Origin of the sequence: Parafrigoribacterium soli, from assembly GCF_040227235.1 — a bacterium.
In the GTDB taxonomy this organism is placed as follows: Bacteria; Actinomycetota; Actinomycetes; order Actinomycetales; family Microbacteriaceae; genus Parafrigoribacterium_A; species Parafrigoribacterium_A soli.
Window position 1 is genome coordinate 641904 of the sequence record NZ_JBELNZ010000001.1, and the last position, 16601, is coordinate 658504.

General features: G+C 65.2%; 20 protein-coding genes and 1 tRNA gene. 10 read left to right on the top strand and 11 right to left on the bottom strand.

Annotated elements, in window-relative coordinates; translation table 11 throughout:
• Nucleotides 1-36: 36 nt before the first annotated feature.
• Nucleotides 37-435: a VOC family protein gene (locus ABUA37_RS03110; RefSeq protein WP_349897655.1), complete on the top strand. Its 399-nt coding sequence runs from the start codon at nucleotides 37-39 to the stop codon at nucleotides 433-435.
• Nucleotides 436-444: 9 nt separating this feature from the next.
• Here the strand turns inward: ABUA37_RS03110 and ABUA37_RS03115 are convergent, their stop codons facing one another.
• Nucleotides 445-1422 carry a helix-turn-helix transcriptional regulator gene (locus tag ABUA37_RS03115; protein WP_349897656.1) on the bottom strand — a complete coding sequence of 326 codons (978 nt, stop codon included), beginning with the start codon at nucleotides 1420-1422 and terminating at the stop codon, nucleotides 445-447.
• A gap of 102 nt (nucleotides 1423-1524) precedes the next feature.
• Between ABUA37_RS03115 and ABUA37_RS03120 the strand changes: the two genes are divergently transcribed.
• A complete protein-coding gene (locus tag ABUA37_RS03120) occupies nucleotides 1525-1989 on the top strand; it encodes a VOC family protein (protein ID WP_349897657.1) in 465 nt (154 codons plus the stop codon).
• Between the two features lie 51 nt (nucleotides 1990-2040).
• On the opposite strand, the gene ABUA37_RS03125 is transcribed toward ABUA37_RS03120, so the two are convergent.
• Both ABUA37_RS03125 and ABUA37_RS03130 read right to left on the bottom strand, forming a co-directional pair.
• On the bottom strand, nucleotides 2041-2388 hold the full coding sequence (locus ABUA37_RS03125) for a LysR family transcriptional regulator (RefSeq protein ID WP_349897658.1): 348 nt from the start codon (nucleotides 2386-2388) through the stop codon (nucleotides 2041-2043).
• Nucleotides 2389-2432: 44 nt separating this feature from the next.
• The gene (locus tag ABUA37_RS03130; RefSeq protein ID WP_349897659.1) at nucleotides 2433-3032 is read right to left on the bottom strand and encodes a TetR/AcrR family transcriptional regulator; all 600 of its coding nucleotides are present in this window, start codon (nucleotides 3030-3032) and stop codon (nucleotides 2433-2435) included.
• Between the two features lie 110 nt (nucleotides 3033-3142).
• On the opposite strand from ABUA37_RS03130, the gene ABUA37_RS03135 reads away from it, so the two are divergent.
• Nucleotides 3143-4291: an epoxide hydrolase family protein gene (locus tag ABUA37_RS03135; protein ID WP_349897660.1), complete on the top strand. Its 1149-nt coding sequence runs from the start codon at nucleotides 3143-3145 to the stop codon at nucleotides 4289-4291.
• Nucleotides 4292-4415: 124 nt separating this feature from the next.
• Here ABUA37_RS03135 and ABUA37_RS03140 read toward each other — a convergent pair whose 3' ends face one another.
• Nucleotides 4416-4703: a hypothetical protein gene (locus ABUA37_RS03140; RefSeq protein WP_349897661.1), complete on the bottom strand. Its 288-nt coding sequence runs from the start codon at nucleotides 4701-4703 to the stop codon at nucleotides 4416-4418.
• A gap of 46 nt (nucleotides 4704-4749) precedes the next feature.
• Between ABUA37_RS03140 and ABUA37_RS03145 the strand changes: the two genes are divergently transcribed.
• Together ABUA37_RS03145 and ABUA37_RS03150 are read left to right on the top strand one after the other, a co-directional pair.
• Nucleotides 4750-5133, top strand: a complete 384-nt coding sequence (locus ABUA37_RS03145; protein WP_349897662.1) for a VOC family protein — start codon at nucleotides 4750-4752, stop codon at nucleotides 5131-5133.
• A 123-nt stretch (nucleotides 5134-5256) separates the two neighbouring features.
• Nucleotides 5257-5898 carry a hypothetical protein gene (locus ABUA37_RS03150; RefSeq protein ID WP_349897663.1) on the top strand — a complete coding sequence of 214 codons (642 nt, stop codon included), beginning with the start codon at nucleotides 5257-5259 and terminating at the stop codon, nucleotides 5896-5898.
• Nucleotides 5899-5989: 91 nt separating this feature from the next.
• Here the strand turns inward: ABUA37_RS03150 and ABUA37_RS03155 are convergent, their stop codons facing one another.
• Nucleotides 5990-6190, bottom strand: a complete 201-nt coding sequence (locus ABUA37_RS03155) for a nucleoside triphosphate pyrophosphohydrolase family protein (RefSeq protein ID WP_349897881.1) — start codon at nucleotides 6188-6190, stop codon at nucleotides 5990-5992.
• Entirely contained in the window at nucleotides 6187-6351 is a 165-nt protein-coding gene (locus ABUA37_RS03160; RefSeq protein ID WP_349897664.1) for a nucleoside triphosphate pyrophosphohydrolase family protein, read from the bottom strand. Before ABUA37_RS03160 ends, ABUA37_RS03155 begins: the two co-directional genes overlap by 4 nt.
• A 526-nt stretch (nucleotides 6352-6877) precedes the next feature.
• Here ABUA37_RS03160 and ABUA37_RS03165 point away from each other — a divergent pair.
• Nucleotides 6878-9022, top strand: coding sequence for a hypothetical protein (locus tag ABUA37_RS03165; RefSeq protein ID WP_349897665.1), 2145 nt, complete (start codon nucleotides 6878-6880; stop codon nucleotides 9020-9022).
• Between the two features lie 626 nt (nucleotides 9023-9648).
• Here the strand turns inward: ABUA37_RS03165 and ABUA37_RS03170 are convergent.
• From ABUA37_RS03170 to ABUA37_RS03180, 3 genes are all read right to left on the bottom strand, one after another.
• Nucleotides 9649-9720, bottom strand: a tRNA-Arg gene (locus ABUA37_RS03170).
• 125 nt (nucleotides 9721-9845) lie between these two features.
• Nucleotides 9846-10343 (bottom strand): HNH endonuclease, encoded by a 498-nt coding sequence (locus tag ABUA37_RS03175; protein WP_349897666.1) that lies wholly within the window; start codon nucleotides 10341-10343, stop codon nucleotides 9846-9848.
• Between the two features lie 486 nt (nucleotides 10344-10829).
• Nucleotides 10830-11522 (bottom strand): metal-dependent transcriptional regulator, encoded by a 693-nt coding sequence (locus ABUA37_RS03180; RefSeq protein ID WP_349897667.1) that lies wholly within the window; start codon nucleotides 11520-11522, stop codon nucleotides 10830-10832.
• A 125-nt stretch (nucleotides 11523-11647) separates the two neighbouring features.
• On the opposite strand from ABUA37_RS03180, the gene serC reads away from it, so the two are divergent.
• Both serC and ABUA37_RS03190 read left to right on the top strand, forming a co-directional pair.
• Complete coding sequence (gene serC / locus ABUA37_RS03185) at nucleotides 11648-12760, top strand: phosphoserine transaminase (protein ID WP_349897668.1); 1113 nt, start codon at nucleotides 11648-11650, stop codon at nucleotides 12758-12760.
• A gap of 280 nt (nucleotides 12761-13040) precedes the next feature.
• Nucleotides 13041-13259, top strand: a complete 219-nt coding sequence (locus ABUA37_RS03190) for a DUF2530 domain-containing protein (protein ID WP_349897669.1) — start codon at nucleotides 13041-13043, stop codon at nucleotides 13257-13259.
• Here the strand turns inward: ABUA37_RS03190 and ABUA37_RS03195 are convergent.
• A complete protein-coding gene (locus ABUA37_RS03195; RefSeq protein ID WP_349897670.1) occupies nucleotides 13246-13818 on the bottom strand; it encodes a DUF3027 domain-containing protein in 573 nt (190 codons plus the stop codon). The genes ABUA37_RS03190 and ABUA37_RS03195 overlap by 14 nt on opposite strands.
• Complete coding sequence (locus ABUA37_RS03200; RefSeq protein ID WP_349897671.1) at nucleotides 13811-14194, bottom strand: cold-shock protein; 384 nt, start codon at nucleotides 14192-14194, stop codon at nucleotides 13811-13813. Before ABUA37_RS03200 ends, ABUA37_RS03195 begins: the two co-directional genes overlap by 8 nt.
• 83 nt (nucleotides 14195-14277) lie before the next feature.
• Between ABUA37_RS03200 and ABUA37_RS03205 the strand changes: the two genes are divergently transcribed.
• Both ABUA37_RS03205 and ABUA37_RS03210 read left to right on the top strand, forming a co-directional pair.
• On the top strand, nucleotides 14278-14556 hold the full coding sequence (locus ABUA37_RS03205) for a multidrug ABC transporter ATPase (RefSeq protein WP_349897672.1): 279 nt from the start codon (nucleotides 14278-14280) through the stop codon (nucleotides 14554-14556).
• A gap of 60 nt (nucleotides 14557-14616) precedes the next feature.
• Complete coding sequence (locus ABUA37_RS03210) at nucleotides 14617-16497, top strand: helicase-associated domain-containing protein (RefSeq protein ID WP_349897673.1); 1881 nt, start codon at nucleotides 14617-14619, stop codon at nucleotides 16495-16497.
• Nucleotides 16498-16601 lie beyond the last annotated feature (104 nt).

Consider the following 16601-nt stretch of genomic DNA (forward strand, 5'->3'; position numbering starts at 1 on the left):
GCGGATGCTGTCCACTATAGATTCTAAGGTTCAGCTATGAAATTCACTTCGATCCGCATCATCACGGATGACCCCCAGCGCCTTGTCGACTTCTACGAACGCCTCACAGGGGTGCAGGCCGCCTGGTCGAACGACGTGTTCGCCGAGGTGACCCTGCCGTCGTTCACCCTCGCCATCGCGGGCACCGCGACGGTCGGCCTGTTCGGTCCGGGCACCGCGCACGCGACCGACAACCACTCCGCCATCATCGAGTTCCTGGTGGATGACGTGGACGCCGAGTACGACAGGCTCAGCCCCTGGGTCACCGATTTCGTGGGCGTGCCCGCGACCATGCCGTGGGGAAACCGCTCGCTCCTCCTCCGCGACCCCGACGGCAACCTCGTAAACCTCTTCACCCCGGTGACCGAGCAGGCGATCGCGAAGTTCCTCGGGTAGCGCGAGCCATCACGCGGATGCCGTGGCCGAGTTCCGCACGGCAAGCCGCGCGAAGGCGTCCCTCAGCTCTGGCGGCTCGATCACCTCGATCTCGGCATCGAAGCGGTTGAGCGCTGCTGCCAGGGAGATCCACGACCACGAGCCGACTTCGAGGCTGCACAGGTCTGGACCAAGGTCTTCGACAATGCCGTCGCCCGCGAACGGGAGCACGTCCCGTGCTGCGCGGTGCAGGAGCACCTTGCCCATGCAGGGCCATCGGTTGGAATCGACGGAGCCTGTGAACTGCGCGGAGACGAACCCCGCGACGTCGCCGCCGGGGATCTCGCGCGGGGCGAAACGAAGCCTGGTCGGGGTGCGCGGTGTGATCCTGTCGGCGCGAAAGATGCGCCAGTCGTCGCGCTCGAGATCCCACGCCACGAGATACCACCGGCCGTGCGAGGTGACGAGGTGGTGCGGCTCGACCCTCCGCGGGGCGCGGGCTTCGGCATCGGGCGCCGACTCACCGCTCGGGTAGTCGAAGCGCAGCACCTCGTGCGCGCGCACCGCAGTCGACAGCGCGACCAGCACATCCGGTGACACCGCATCGGCAGAACCATCCGTCGGTAAGGCGGTGAATTCAAGCGCGCTCAAGCGGTGACGCAGCCGCGAGGGCATCACCTGCCGCACTGTGGTGAGGGCGCGCAGGGCGGCTTCTTCGATTCCGACGCCGGTGACGGTTGCGGCCTGCAGGGCAACGGCGAGCGCCACGACCTGGTCATCGTCGAACAGAAGGGGCGGGAGCTCGGCGCCTGCGTCGAGGCGATAGCCGCCATCCGGCCCCATGGTGGCCTGGATGCTGTAGCCCATCTCGCGCAGGCGATCGACGTCGCGGCGCACCGTGCGATGGCTGACATCGAGCCGCGCGGCGAGCGTTGCGCCCGGCCAGTCTCGCCGGGTCTGCAGCAGCGACAGCATGCTCAGCAGCCGCGAAGTGCTCGATGTCGTCATGCCTCGAGGGTACCGGGGGTCTAGGACAGAATCTGACCTATACGACTCCTACCGTGAATGGTGTCCGGGACGACCCGGACAACATTCGCATGAGGAGCAGACATGAGCATCAAGACCACCACCCACCTCAACTTCCGCGGCGACGCCCGCGCTGCGCTGGAGTTCTACCAGTCCGTCTTCGGCGGACAGACGGTCATCAACACCTACGGCGATTTCGGCATGCCAGCGGATGCGCCGGGCGCCGACGAGGTCGTGTTCGGCCAGGTCGCCACCCCCGACGGCTTCCGCGTGGTGGCGTATGACATCCCCGGCGAGTCGGGCAGATCGTCGCAGAGCGCCGGTTCGACGCGTCGCGAGAACGGCGTCACGATAACCGACCAGCCGTTCTTCGTCGCCGTCGACGGCGACACCTTCGACGAGGTGCAGGGCTACTGGGAGAAACTCACCGCGGGCGCGACGATCGTCGAGCCGCTCGCCGCATCGGCGTGGAGCGCGGGATTCGGCATGGTCACCGATCGGTTCGGTGTGACCTGGGTGCTCAGCGTGGTCGCGCCTGCGGCGGAGTAACCGCCGGCTGCGGCGTGGACGGCACCAGCTCCGCGCCGCAGGCCGTTGGCGCTAGCGGCCCTGTCGCTTCTTGAACGGCTTGGGCTGCCCCTTTACCGCCGGGGCACGTCCCTTGCCCTTTGACGCTTTCGCTTTGCCGCCCGCTGGAACGGCGGTCTTCTTCGCCGGAACGGGCGCCGCGGCAATCTCTTCCCGCGCCGTGGCAAGAAGCAGGGCTCCGGCCTTGGTCAGCTGGGTCGTCGCGGAGCCACGGACAAAGAGCGGAGATCCCACCTGGCTTTCCAGCTTCGAGATCGACGAGTACAGCGACGCAAGAGGGATGCCGAGCGCGTCTGCTGCCCGCGGAAAATGCAACTCCTCGGCCACGGCGATGAACCGAACAAGCAGGGTGATGTTCACGGGAGCAATCTCACCACACCATCACAGAGCACCGAGACGGGCCGTCACAACTCGTCGTCAGCGAGCTCGTTCGCGCGGCTCACCGGCACACCCAGGGTCAGAAGGCTGGTGACGCTGGCGGCACGAGCATCGAGGTTCCCGCCAGCGCGATCGACGTCGGCGATCGTGAAGACCGCCGCGTAGGCAATCTGGCTGAGAATGAGCGCGGGGAGATGGTGCCCGAACACTCCCCCACCCTGGCCGCGACGCACGAGGTCGGCGAGGATGCGGTCGACCGAGCCCAGCAGCGCGTGGATCTCGTCGCCCTGTTCGCCGCGGCGCAGCGCGAGCAGCACCCGGTACCGGTGCGCGAGTGGCCACAGGCGTGCGACGAAGAGCGCCCAAACCTCATCGGCCGGCAGGCCGCCCGAGTCGACCTCCGCGAGAACATCCGTGATCTCTTCGACCGCGCGCTCGGCGAGGGTGTGAATCAGGTCGCTCCGCGTCGGGAAATACCCGTACACCGTGCGGCGCACGACCCCCGCGGCGGTTGCGATGTCACCCATGCCCGCATCGGGGTTCCGGCCCAGCACGTCTCGAGCGACGTCGAGAATGCGGTTCCGTGTCTCATCCATGGCGCGCGCCCGGGCGGAATCTGGCTTCATGTCTCAATGATTGCACACGCCTGTGCAACGGAGTACTGTGGCACGCGTGCATGCACACCAGTGTGCAACGAAAAGCGTTGCACCAGCATCACACAGAGGAGCACACGATCATGACACCATCGACACAGATTCGGCCGTTCGTCGCGGCGGTTTCTGATGCGGACATCCAGGATCTGAAGGACCGCCTCGCACGCACCCGGTGGCCCGACCCGCAGACCGTCGGCGACTGGTCGCAGGGCGTGCGCCTGGAGAACGCGAAGACGCTCGTCGAGCACTGGCGCGATGACTACGACTGGCGGCGGTTCGAGTTGAAACTGAACAGCTACCCGCAGTACCTGACCGAGATCGACGGCCTCGACATCCACTTCATTCACGTGAAGTCCCCCAACCCGGATGCGATGCCGCTGATTCTGACGCACGGCTGGCCGAGTTCGATCATCGACTTCCTGAAGCTCATCGGGCCGCTCACCGATCCCGTCGCGCACGGCGGGAAGATCGAGGACTCCTTCGACGTGGTCATCCCCTCGCTGCCCGGGTTCGGATTCTCCGGCAAGCCAACACGCACGGGATGGAACGTCGACCGCATCGCCGCGGCCTGGGTGGAGCTGATGCGCCGCCTCGGCTACACCAGGTGGGCCGCGCAGGGAGGCGACTGGGGCTCGGTCGTGACGACCACGCTGGGGGCGATGCGTCCGGAGGGGCTGATCGGCATCCACCTGAACACGCCCTACGCGTTCCCCGCGGTCATCCTGGAGACGTTATCGCCAGAGGAGCAGCACGCCGTCGACACGCTCGCGCTGTATGGCGGCCCTCTCGGCGGATCGAATCACCTGCAGGGCACCAAGCCTCAGACGCCGGGCTTCGCCCTCGCGGACTCGCCCGCGGGACAGGCAGCGTGGATCTACGAGAAGTTCCAGTCGAAGACCGACAACCAGGGGCTGGCCGAGGATGCGATCGCTCTCGACGACATCCTCGACACGATCTCGCTGTACTGGTTCACCAACACGGCCGCATCCTCCGCCCGCATTTACTGGGAGAACCGCGCCGCCACGATGGCCGGCCCGAAGCTGATGCTGCCGGTGGCGGTGACCGTGTTCCCGCGCGACATCCCCCTGCTCCCCCGCACCTGGATCGAAGACACCTACTCCGACCTCATCCACTACGGCGAGGCGAGCAAGGGCGGCCACTTCGCCGCCCTCGAGCAGCCCGAGGTGCTGGCGGATGAGATTCGAGCGGGGCTGCACGGCCTGCGCTCGTGAGGTTGACCTGCCCGAACGTAGTCTTCGCCGAGGTGGCGCTGCCCTCGGTAACCTTCGCGATCGCGGGCACCGCCACGGTCGGTCTGTTCGGGCCGGGCGCCGCGACAGTTCGAAGGTCCGTCCGCTAGCGCGTCACGCGCTTCACGATAATAGGCACCGCGTGTCTCACGAACCAGTCAGGTCCGAGCTGTTTGAGCATCTCCGCGACTTCGATTTCGCCGAGGGCACCGACGTACCAAGACCACGCGTCGTCGTGCAGCCGCACGCCGGCTCGCGTTTTTAAGGACGGATCGCGCGCCTCGGCTTCCGCCTGCACCTCAAGACACTTTGCCGCCACCGCGTAACCTGCGGCACGCGATGAAAGCGCCTGGATGCCGGCAAAGTCGAGTCGTGCCGCCACGTCGTCCGCCAACCCAATGTGCACCCCCGCCTTCAACGCTATCGAGGGGAGGGCGCGGATGCTGACTCCAGTACGGGGTGGCCACGGCCTCAGCCGCTTCTACGAACGCCTCACAGGGGTGCAGGCCGCCTGGTCGAACGACGTGTTCGCCGAGGTGACCCTGCCGTCGTTCACCCTCGCCATCGCGGGCACCGCCACGGTCGGCCTGTTCGGTCCGGGCGCCGCGCACACCGCCGACAACCACTCCGCCATCATCGAGCTTCTGGTGGATGACGTGGACGCCGAGTACGAAAGGCTCAGCCCCTGGGTCGCGGACTTCGTCAACTCCCCCACCACCATGTCGTGGGGAAACCGCTCGCTGCTCCTCCGCGACCCCGACGGCAACCTGATCAACCTCTTCACCCCGGTGACGGAGCAGGCGATCGCGAAGTTCCTCGGATAGACCGATGCGCAGAGCGGACGCGTGCCGCGAGTCTCGAGATGTTAGATAAGGAAGGCCACCAACCCGTCGCGCAATTGCCCCCTCGGTCGGTTTGATGTCCGCGGTGGCCATTAGCGTGGCTCTATGTCTGACGTCACTGCCACAAACCGCGTGTCACCTTGGCCCCGGGTTGCCTCATTTTTCCTTTCGCCCGGTGCCGTGCTTACCGGCATTTGGGTCACGATCATCATCACGGCTTCCCAGCAATGGGCCCAAGCGTTGTTCTGGGCTGTGATTGCGCTCACTGCAACCCTCACATTCATTGCGCTTGCAGGAGCGAAGCCCCTCCGACCCGTAGGCGAACGAAGCCATCTCCTTCACAGGCTGTCGTGGCTAGGACGCTATGGCACGGCCGCTGCCGTGCTGTGTGCCTCAACGTTTTTCGGTGCGCTAGCTGGCTCCACTGCGGACCAGCCAGATGTTCAGTCGCTCGTGACCACGGCCAGTGGTGTCGTCGGGTTCGTAGCGGCCTGGGCAGCCCGAATCGGCGCCACAGTGTTTTTTGGTTGGCTAGTAGTTGACGTTATTCGGATGGGAAAGTCACGACGCAAGAAAGGGCTGAGGCGAGCGATCCGGCGTGCCGCAGGACGAAGAATCGCCCAACTATCCAAGAATGGTGTCGTGACAGGTTGGCTGCTCGCCCTTACGTCACCTGCGATGGTCGCTGTGTCTCTTGGTGCCGTGACGATCTACCTGATCATGTCTCTGCAGGATGTAGCACGGTGACGGAGCAGGCGATAGCGAAGTTCCCGCGATGGAGCGGCCCAGGCCGAGGAACACTGCTCCGCGTGCGGTTCACGGCTCGGGCGACGAACGCTCAGGGACGCAGTTGCTCCCGTTTCCATACGAGCCACTCGCGGGCGACTTGCGCCTCAAGATCCACATTGAAGCGCTGGGCGACCAAGAGCACCTGCGCCAGAACGTCGGACAACTCCGCGCGGAAGTCTTGTTCCAGTTGCGATTCACTTCGACCCTTGTCACGGGCTTGCCCGGACCTCGCGAGATAGGCCTGCGTCAGTTCACCGACCTCCTCACCGAGCTTGAGCTTGAGCTGAGCATGAGCATGAGCATGAGCATGAGCATGAGCATGAACCAGTCATCGCTTCGAGTGATGCCGTGCCGCTCGGCATAAAGCAACGAAACCGCTTCAACGTCGTTCTGTAGCGCAGCGATATCCATGCCTCACATCCTCACATCGACCCCCGACTCGATCACTTCACCACAACTGTGATTCGTTGGCGTGGCGAGCCCTCGAGATAGAGCCATCTGCTCTGTCCTCGGCCACCTCTACTCTGGGCGTATGGAGCACGAAAGAGACATTCACGGAATCGTGGAGTTCCTCGCGCGATGGGCACGGGGCTATGACAACAAGTTGAAGTGGAACGAACAGGGGAAGTTCAGAGCCGATCTCAACAATTTCAATCGATGGCGGGACGCGCCTCCGGGCCGTCTCAATTTGTTCTGCAGAGAAGCGGGTATGAGCGAGACCGACTCGAGCATGCTGGCGAGCTGGCTGAAGGAGTCAAAGGCGGGCAAGCGTTTGCGTCCCCGGAGCTATCGCACCCACAAGTTTCAAATCCGGTCGGCATAGAACGTGCGATTCCTTCGGCGTATGGCGCTTCCGGCAGCGTGGATCGCGTTCGTTGTACAGCGATGGCTCCTTTGGCGGATTCGGCGTGCTGTGCGAGGGATCGATGGGTTCGATGTGATCGCCAACTTGGCGCTTTCGGTCGCGCCTCTCACATCTGAACCGGGCGACGGTTCGGACGGAACTCGGCTGCTCAGTCTCCCGGAACTTACCGCTCTGCTGTTCGCCGAAAATGGCTGCGGGGGCGAAGGCCGACGCGCGGACGGCGGCGTGCTCGAGCGCGTTGATTTGCTGGTCACTCGGCTACTCCACGTCAGCAGCTTTCGAGAGAATGCGCGTCTGGTGGGTACGAAGTCGAGCTATGGTGTCGCACGCTCGGTGGTCCCAAGACTGACAGCGGCGGCAGAGACGCGAGAACTGTACCTAAGGCTCCCAAGGTTTCATCAAAAGGAACGTGAATTGCTAGGCCAGCTCTTCACCCCTGAGATTCAGTCCACCCTGACCGAACGACTCGGGTTCGGTCCATCCTCAATATTCATGCTCTTTGATACGTACAACTCGCGCCTTCCCCAGCTCCTAGCCGATCTCATGCGGGAGGCCGAAGAGGAGTTGCGGAAGCAGACCGAGAGCTCAGCTGAACTACGCGCCCAACTTGACTCTCGCCCTGAGGATCCGGACGAACTCCGCCAGAGGATCGTGGGCAATCTAGCTTTCGACCGGCTGAGAAGCGCCGCTGGACTGACCCTTGACGACGTCGTAAATGATACGGGACTGAATGCGTCAGAGGTGCATTTGCTCTTAGCACGAATGAGCATAGAACTCGACGGGCCCAACCAAGGAGTCGTCAGCGCGTTCCTCAGAGGGGACAACGTGATGCGGACGCGACCCTTCGTCTCGAGAACTCGGGCGACCGGCGAACGAGAGTGGCTCCTCGTCCAACCCACTTCGCTGATCTTCGGTATGAGAGAATTGCTCGAAGAAGCACTCATGGTCCCGATGGACCAGGCGTATATCAAGCATCGTGGCGCCCTGCTCGAGAGCCGGGGCATGAAGGCGCTTGTCGCGGCGCTCCATCCAGATGTCGCGTTGGGAAGTGTTGAGTACACGGTGCCGGGTCTTGGACGGTTCGAAACGGACGGGCTCCTCGTTCTCGGGCACGTAGCCATCGTGCTGGAGGCAAAGAGCAACCGGCTAACCCAGGTTGCGCGGACGGGTGCAGCGCAACGACTTTGGCTTGAACTTGGCCCGATTATCACCAAGGCCGCGGATCAGGCAGAGCGCCTACGAGGCGTCCTGCAGTCAAGCGACACCCTCCGTATCCGATCAGCGAACGACCTCCTTCACGCCGGAGCGGTGGAGAGGAACTCCGACCTAAACATCAAGGAAGTGACTGAGATATTCACCATCGCGCTTTCGCTCGAAGACCTAAACTACGTCGCGACGGTCACCGCTGACTTGGTAGAGAGCGGTCTCATTGATGAAGGCGTGCCCTCACCGTGGGTCGTGAACCTTCATGACCTGGAGGTGGCCGCGAGCTTGTTCGCTCATCCGGCGATCTTTATACAGTTCTTGGGGTTGCGCCGCGACGTAGCGGCGGATGGCCGAGTTGTCGCGGTCGATGAACTCGACTACGTGATGCTGTACCTTTCAGGCCGACTCACGGAGATCGTTGCGAGCGGCGCACCCACGATGGTGACGAGCCTCACCGATGAGCTTGACGCGTGGATCTTCTATGAGGCCGGCCTTCGAGAGACTCCAGCCTCGAAGCCGGCGCTTCCTATAGACAGGGACACGAGTGAGATGCTTCAAGCTCTCGAGACGCATCGCCCTGTGGGCTGGTTGGGAGCATCGATCGCCTTGCTCAGCGCACAGCCAGACAGGCGCGCTGACATTGCGCGCGAACCAATGAGATTGCGAGATCTGTCCGCTAGGGACCGGAAACCTCATTCGATGTATCTGGAAACACCTGAGCTTGCAACTCGATCCACCATCTTCGTCATTTTGAGCTTCCCGCTAGGGACACGCAAGGCCGAGATCGAACGGCAGCTGATTGGTTACGGGAAGCTGCGAGCTTATGCTTCGATGGCGGATTGTGCCTACTGCTTCGCTGCGTGGGTCGGGAGTCGAGAGCGCTTTGACGCGTTCTTGGCCCTCGAAGAGACCTGGGCGAGGAATGACGATCTGGAAACCAGAATCTCCGATTCCGGCATTGCCGACGGCCTCAAAGGTCCACGGCCAGATTCTCGAGCGGATGGAGGCTAGGACGGACGTCGGCGACCATGCCGAACACTGTTGCCGGCAAAGCAGCGCACCCGGCTCCGCAGGTCCAGGCGTGCACTAGGCGATTCAGCTTAGGCGCCGACCCAGGAATGGTTGGCAGCCTTCTCCTGTGTCATTGAGCGCCTCTCGTCAAGGAACGGCGGACTGCTATCCAGTCGGCGTTCCCGTCTACGAAAGGATGCTGCTTCCCGTTGGACATCTCCCGGAGCTTGTCCCGCGACAGCGAAGAAGGAACCGGAATGGTCATCGAGCTCTTCGAGCCTCGACTGGTCAAGCAGCGCCGCGAGCTCGTCCTTATTTATCACGATCGTCGGTGATCCCCGTCCTGTGTTCAGTCATACACCGCCACCGTCCTTTGGAGAGTTCGTCGGGCTCGTTGAGGGGCACCCCGCCGCGATCGTCGGTCACGAACGACGCGAGTCCGCAGTCGTCACGATGCGGGCGCACACCCAAGCAGGCGCGCCAGCCGTTGCCGCTTCGCGGATGAAGTGGTCGTCCGTGCGACATGCCGTGCAGATGCGGGTATCGCGGAGCGCACCCCGCTCACCCGAGCTCAGTGACATATCTCGCGACTCATCTGAGACACATGTCCCGACTTATCACAAAAGTGCCCCTGGAGGGACTCGAACCCCCAACCGTTTCCTTAGGACGGAACTGCTCTTCCATTGAGCTACAGAGGCTGGCTTTGAAAGTCTAGCGGGAGGGGGTGAGAGAGGTTGGGCGTTGGTGAGGTCTCGACAAGCTCGACCTGCGGGAGGGAGGTCTCGACAAACTCGACCTGCGGAAGCTTGACCGGCGGGAGGGACTACGCGGCGGGGGCCAGGTACTCTTCCCAGCCGGGGACGTCGCGCTCTATGCCGCGCACCATCCACGAGGTGCCGTGCGGGGCGCGGGGGCGGATGCGCAGGGTCCAGCCCATCTCGGCCAACGTGCGGTCGCCCTTCTTGTTGTTGCAGCGCAGGCAGCAGGCCACCAGGTTCTCCCAGCTGTCCGCACCCCCACGCGAACGCGGCTGCACGTGGTCGATCGTGTTCGCCGCACCGCCACAGTAGGCGCAGTGCTGGTTGTCCCGACGCAGCACACCGCGGCGCGAGACCGGGATCAGCCGCGACATCGGAATGCGCACGTAGCGCGTGAGCACAATCACCGAGGGGCGCGCCCAGGAACCGGACGATCCGCACACCGGATGCTCGGCATCCGCAGCGACGACCGTCGCCTTCTCGTTCATCACGAGCACCAGTGCCCGCTTGAACGACACCACGGCGAGGGGCTCAAAGCCCGCGTTGAGGACCAGTGTGCGCATTCTCATCCAATCGACAATCCCCTGGACGGCTTCCAGGCGGTTCGATGCACCTCACGCTCCTGAGAGCCGAGAGATCCGCTGCCACAACAAAAAAGCACTGTCAGACAACGACAGTGCTCGATTCGCGCGCGACAGGGCCGCACGGCTGGCAACAGTGCCGTATGTCAAAAAGGCCGCAGTCATCCAAGGCGTGGATGCTGCGGCGGTTCGACATCGGCTCTCCCGAAAACGGCTCTCAGAATTGCGAGGGTTCTAGATTAACGCAAGATCGGGGGTGCGGATGACCGGGGCGCGCCGCCCGTTACCGTTCGTTAACCGTGCGCGTGGGGGTCTCGACAGGCTCGACCAGCGCGACGGGTGGGGGTCTCGACAAGCTCGACCAGCGGGACGGGTGGGGGTCTCGACAAGCTCGACCAGCGGGAGAAGCCGTGCGGTCGGGAGGTCTCGACAGGCTCGACCTGCGGAAGCTGCTCGACCAGCGGGGAGCTAGATGCCTACGTAGACGTGGATGGCCACCTCGTTGGGCAGCTCGAGACCCTCATCCGAACCCTCTACCTGCACGAGCACGTACGAACCGGATGCGGTGAAGCTCGCCGCCGCCCCCGGAACCACTCCCGCGGCACGCAGCTGCTCGAGCAGTTCCGACTCGTACTGCACCGGCTCACCCAGGCGACGGATGGTGCCCTTGATCGGGCCGACCGCGCCCAAGACATAGTTGACGATGTTGACCACGCCATCCGCGAACTTGCCGGTCGAGACGGCGCCGAGCTCATCGAGCCCCGGAATCGGGTTGCCGTAGGGCGAGTGCGTGGGGTGCTCGAGCATCTCGAGGATGCGGCGCTCCACCTGCTCGCTCATCACGTGCTCCCAGCGGCATGCCTCCTCGTGCACGAGCGCCCAGTCGAGGCCGATCACATCCGCGAGCAGTCGTTCGGCGAGGCGGTGCTTGCGCATCACGTGCACGGCCTTGCTGCGACCCTCATCGGTGAGCACCAGGTGGCGGTCGCCCTCGACCACGACGAGACCGTCACGTTCCATGCGGCCGACGGTCTGCGAAACGGTGGGGCCGGAGTGACCGAGGCGCTCAGAAATGCGAGCCCGAAGGGGAATGATGTTCTCTTCTTCGAGCTCGTAGATGGTGCGCAGATACATCTCAGTGGTGTCAATGAGATCCGCCATTGATGCCTCCTAGATGTCGCACGAAAGCGCTCACGCCGTAAGAGGCAAGCCTAACCTGTGCCAGCATCCGGCGCTCTGAGGCGCACCCCGCACAGCCCCATAAACCGCGCCCCTAGAATTGCTGCATGCCCGAGCTGACAATTCCCACTGATCTCCTGCCCGCCGACGGACGCTTCGGCGCAGGTCCATCGAAGGTGCGCCCCGAACAGCTGGCCTACCTCGCCGGCGCAGGCGCCAAGATCATGGGCACCTCCCACCGCCAGGCACCGGTCAAGAATCTCGTCGCGAGCGTGCAGTCGGGGCTCGCCGAACTGTTCCGCCTGCCCGACGGCTACGAGGTCGTCATGGGCAACGGCGGCTCCACCGCCTTCTGGGACGCCGCAGCCTTCGGCCTCATCGAGCGCCGCAGCCAGAACCTCGTCTTCGGCGAGTTCAGCAGCAAGTTCGCTGCGGCGGCAGGCGCACCGTGGCTCAAGGTTCCGAGCGTGATCAAGGCGGATGCCGGCTCACGCAGCGAACCGCAGCCGCTGGCCGGAGTCGACGTGTACGCCTGGCCACACAACGAGACCTCCACCGGCGTCATGGCTCCCGTCACCCGGGTGCACGGCGACGAGGGTGCGCTCACCGTCATCGACGCGACGAGCGCCGCCGGCGGTGTCGACTTCGACGCGTCGCAGGCCGACGTCTACTACTTCGCACCGCAGAAGAACTTCGCATCCGATGGCGGACTCTGGTTCGCGCTCTTCTCCCCCGCCGCGCTCGAGCGGGTCGAACGCATCGCTGGCACCGACCGCTACATCCCCGAGTTCCTCTCGCTCACCAATGCGATCAGCAACTCGCGCCTCAACCAGACCCTCAACACTCCGGCCCTGTCGACCCTGCTTCTGCTCGAGAACCAGGTGCAGTGGATCAATGGCAACGGCGGCCTGGCGTGGGCCGACGCGCGCACCAAGGAATCGTCATCCGCACTGTATGAATGGGCGGATGCGGTGGACTACGCGACGCCATTCGTCTCGAACCCCGACCACCGCTCGCAGGTGGTCGTGACCATCGACTTCGATGACGCCGTGGACGCCGCCGCGATCGCGAAGACGCTGCGCGCCAACGGCATCGTCGACACCGAGCCCTACCGCAAGCTCGGCCGCAACCAGCTGCGGGTCGCCACCTTCACCGCGGTCGACCCCGCGGACGTGCGGCAGCTGATCGCGTCGATCGAGTACGTCGTAGGCAAGCTGTAGTCGCGTTCCGGTCTCGACAGGCTCGACCAACGGGATGACCGCGGATTGAGCTTGTCGAAATCTCAGCTGCGAACTACAGAGTGGGGTTTCCATACGCCCGTGCCTCGCTACTCAACCCGCCTATCGGGCGGGTTGAGTAGGCCGCCCGCGGCCGTATCGAAACCTAGGACACACCAGGGTTTCGATACGCTCGTGCCTCGCTACTCAACCCGCGTATCAGGGATCGAAACCCCGCTCCCTTCGACAAGCTCAGGGAACGAAAGCCGGGTAGCGTTAGGGGATGCGCCTGTGGCTGAAGGACTCCGAGCGACGGCCTGACCCCGCGCCGGTGGAGACGGATGACCGCAAGGCCATGCTCGTCGGCACCGCGCTGTGGCTGCTCGCCCTTGTCGCGCTCCTGGCCTTCACGGGGCGCGCGGGAGTGCTGTTGTGGACGTGCGCCGTCGGCCTCGCGCTAGGACTCGTCGGAATCCTCTACACGAGCCTCAGGCGCCGCTAGCCTCGTCGTCGTCGTCCTCGTCGGAATCGTCGTCGTCATCCGAGTCGTCGTCGTCGTCCGAGTCGTCGTCGTCATCCGACTCATCCGACTCGAGCGCGTCGTCGATGTCTACGCCGTCGAGGTCGCCGCCGTGCAGCAGACAGTTGTCGAGCTCGTCGTCGTCATCTTCATCGTCGTCTTCGACATCCGGCTCGTCTTCGGCCTCTCCGCCGTCGACTCCAGCGGCATCCTGCGCGGCGCGGTAGTCGGCGAGCCGATCGACCCACGGCACCCAGTCGGGAGCCAGCAGTGCGCCGTCGCCGGGCAGCAGCTCGGTCTCGAGCACCGACGGCTCCTCGCCGTCGACGCGCGCGATGCTCACCGTCCAGTGCCAGCCGGGGTAGCCATCCAGAGTCGTCTCGAAGTGCACCGAGATCACGCCCTCGCCCTCGTCGACCGATCCGGCGTTCTCGCCGATCGTCTCGGCGCTCGTGATCTCGAGCAGCGCGGCGCGACCGAGGTCGAAGTCGGCTGCGGTTGCTTCAGAACCGGCCGCCTCAGAACCGCTCGCCTCAGGCATCCAGTTCGTCCGCGACCTTGCGCAGCATGGCCGCGATCGTCCTGCTGTGGCTGCCCTCGGGGTAGCGACCGCGCTTGAGGTTCGAGCCGACACCATCGAGCAGCTTCACGAGGTCTTCGATGATGATCGCCATGTCATCCGCGGGCTTGCGGCTCATCTTCACCAGGCTCGGCGGCGCATCCAGCACGCGCACCGACAGCGCCTGGGCGCCACGCTTGCCGTCGGCGATGCCGAACTCGAGCTTGGTTCCGGCCTTCACCGAAGTGACCCCGGATGGCAACGCCGAGGCGTGCAGGAAGACCTCCTGGCCATCATCAGAACTGATGAAGCCGAAGCCCTTCTCGTCGTCGTAAAATTTGACCTTGCCGGTGGGCATGGCACGTTCCTCTCGGTGGCTTGAACAGCACGCGGGCCTAAACAATAAGGATACGGCCATCGCCTGCCCGTATCCTTGAGACTGTGGCACAAGAGACCCCAGCAACCATCCATCGTAACGAACGCGTCATCGCTTACATGATCGTTGCGATCGTCGGGCTGTCGATCGTGGCGTTCTTCGCCGTGATCGTCGGCACTTTCAACGGAATGACAGGCCCCGATTTCGCTCAGGGCATCTGGCCGGCCGTCGCCTACGCGCCGCTCATCGGGCTTCCGATCGGCTTTCTGCTCATCGTCGCCCTGCTCGTGCTCGGAGCCCGACGCCGCGGTCGTGAGGCCGCGAATGCGAACGCCAAGAGGTAGCACGCCCCACGGCGGCAGACCGCTGGCGGGGCGCAGCCCAGCAGCGGCGGGAAGACACAGATGAGCAGCGTGCTCGCACTGGCGAGCCGTCTGCGAGGCATGAGCAACACCGAGCTCGTCGAGGCCGTGCGCCGGCGTGGCTTCAGCACCACAGGCATCAAAGACTTCTTCGACCTCGCCGAGGCGTTCCTCGCCGAGGCCTCCGTGCAGCAGACGCTCTCCCGCCTCGAACGCCCCACCCTCGCCGTGCTCGCCGCGGCCGGCTCCCTCGCCGTCGAGGGCACCGCGCCCAGCACCGCGGATGTTGCGAGCCAGCTGCGTTCGCTCGGTGCACGTACCGCGAGCCCCGAGTCCGTCGCCGCCCGGGCCGCCGAGTGCGCCGAGCTGCTGCTCGCCGCCGTCGAGGGCGACGTCATCACCGTGTACGACAGCGTGCGGGAGAAGCTCGCGGCCTGGCCGAGCCTCGGACTGCCCGGGGAAGCGGAGCTGGCATCCGCCCCACAGCCCGCGAGTCTCGGCTCGGTGCCCGACACCGATCGGCGCTTCGTCGACCGGCTCGCCGCCGATCGTGCCTTCGCGACGACCACCGCGATCACCGAGTTGCTCACCGGGCTCGAGCACGAACCGGCGCGTGAACTCTCCCGCGGCGGCATCGCACTGCCCGACAGCAAGCGGCTCGCGAGCGCGATGTCCGTGGACCTCGACGCCGTGCCCGTGCACCTCGCCGTCGCCGACCGGGCGGCGCTCGTTGCTCGCGAGGGCAACACCTGGATGGTGACCGAGGCCGGCGCATCCTGGCTGCTGCAGCCGTCGAGCACGCGCTGGGTGCTGCTGAGCGCGGCCTGGCTCGACGCGCTCCCCGGCGACATCCGCCACCTGCTGAGCGAACGCACCCGATCGCTGTGGGGCTCCGGGCTGCGCGGATACATCGACTGGCTGTACCCGGCCGGCGGCGACTGGATGGACGAGCGGGTCAGCGCGGGAACCGTGCACGCCGAGCTGCTCGGCATCACCGCGAACAACGCGCCCAGCAGCCCCGGCTCGCTGCTGCTGGCGGGCAAGACGGATGCGGCAGCGAGCAGCATGGCCGCCCTCCTGCCGCCCGAGGTCGAGCAGGTCTACCTGCAGCACGACCTCTCCGTCGTGGCTCCCGGGCCGCTGACGCCCGAGGTGGATGCGCGCCTGCGCTCGCTCGCCGACGTGGAGAACCGGTCGCTGGCATCCACCTATCGCATCTCGGCGTCGAGCCTCAACCGGGCGATGGCGGCGGGCGAGAGCGCCGAGTCGCTGCTCGAGTTTCTCGGCGGAATCTCGCTCACCGGCATCCCGCAGCCGCTAGACTACCTCATCGCCGAGACCGCGCAGCGCTATGGGCTGGTGCGCGCCGGCGAGCTGCACGACACGGTGATCGCGCACCCCGCCGCGCGAAGCTACCTGCGATCGGATGACGCCGACCTCCTCTCCGCGATCGCGGTCGACCAGTCGCTGTCGGCGCTCGGCCTCATTCGCGTCTCGAGCTCGCGCATCCTCGCCCGCTGCGACCGCGACGTGCTGTTCTGGGCGGTGAGCGAGGCGCGCTACCCGGTGGCCGCCGAGGATGCCGACGGCTCGATCGTCTCGCTGCGCCGGCATCATTCGACCCGGGTTGCGGTCGCTTCCGCGCCGGACCCGGTCGACGCGCTCATCGAGCGACTGCGCCTCGGCGAATCCGACGGCGACGACGAGAACGACCAGGCCTGGCTGGTGCGCCAACTCGAGGTGGCCATCCGCTCGAAGGCCGCACTCACCGTGACGATCACGATGCCGAACGGCACGGATGTGGACTACCAGCTCGAGCCGACGAGCCTCGGCGGCGGGAGGCTGCGGGCGCGCGACCGCAAGTCGGCCATCGAACGCACGCTGCCGCTGTCGAGCATCTCGGGCATCGCCCCGGCCCTCTAGGGTTCGCGCGGGTCGAGTGGTCGCGCAGCGACCGCACAAGCCTCACCTTTGTGCGCGCGTCCCGTTTTCATAACTCAGGCAGAATCGCCTGCGGCGCGTGCACG

Excerpts from the sequence above, each read along its gene's own strand:
- ABUA37_RS03110 (WP_349897655.1), top strand. The coding sequence starts at position 37 with ATGAAATTCACTTCGATCCGCATCATCACGGATGACCCCCAGCGCCTT.
- ABUA37_RS03115 (WP_349897656.1), bottom strand. The coding sequence starts at position 1,422 with ATGACGACATCGAGCACTTCGCGGCTGCTGAGCATGCTGTCGCTGCTG.
- ABUA37_RS03120 (WP_349897657.1), top strand. The coding sequence starts at position 1,525 with ATGAGCATCAAGACCACCACCCACCTCAACTTCCGCGGCGACGCCCGC.
- ABUA37_RS03130 (WP_349897659.1), bottom strand. The coding sequence starts at position 3,032 with ATGAAGCCAGATTCCGCCCGGGCGCGCGCCATGGATGAGACACGGAAC.
- ABUA37_RS03135 (WP_349897660.1), top strand. The coding sequence starts at position 3,143 with ATGACACCATCGACACAGATTCGGCCGTTCGTCGCGGCGGTTTCTGAT.
- ABUA37_RS03145 (WP_349897662.1), top strand. The coding sequence starts at position 4,750 with ATGCTGACTCCAGTACGGGGTGGCCACGGCCTCAGCCGCTTCTACGAA.
- ABUA37_RS03150 (WP_349897663.1), top strand. The coding sequence starts at position 5,257 with ATGTCTGACGTCACTGCCACAAACCGCGTGTCACCTTGGCCCCGGGTT.
- ABUA37_RS03160 (WP_349897664.1), bottom strand. The coding sequence starts at position 6,351 with ATGGATATCGCTGCGCTACAGAACGACGTTGAAGCGGTTTCGTTGCTT.
- ABUA37_RS03175 (WP_349897666.1), bottom strand. The coding sequence starts at position 10,343 with ATGCGCACACTGGTCCTCAACGCGGGCTTTGAGCCCCTCGCCGTGGTG.
- ABUA37_RS03180 (WP_349897667.1), bottom strand. The coding sequence starts at position 11,522 with ATGGCGGATCTCATTGACACCACTGAGATGTATCTGCGCACCATCTAC.
- serC (WP_349897668.1), top strand. The coding sequence starts at position 11,648 with ATGCCCGAGCTGACAATTCCCACTGATCTCCTGCCCGCCGACGGACGC.
- ABUA37_RS03190 (WP_349897669.1), top strand. The coding sequence starts at position 13,041 with ATGCGCCTGTGGCTGAAGGACTCCGAGCGACGGCCTGACCCCGCGCCG.
- ABUA37_RS03195 (WP_349897670.1), bottom strand. The coding sequence starts at position 13,818 with ATGCCTGAGGCGAGCGGTTCTGAGGCGGCCGGTTCTGAAGCAACCGCA.
- ABUA37_RS03200 (WP_349897671.1), bottom strand. The coding sequence starts at position 14,194 with ATGCCCACCGGCAAGGTCAAATTTTACGACGACGAGAAGGGCTTCGGC.
- ABUA37_RS03210 (WP_349897673.1), top strand. The coding sequence starts at position 14,617 with ATGAGCAGCGTGCTCGCACTGGCGAGCCGTCTGCGAGGCATGAGCAAC.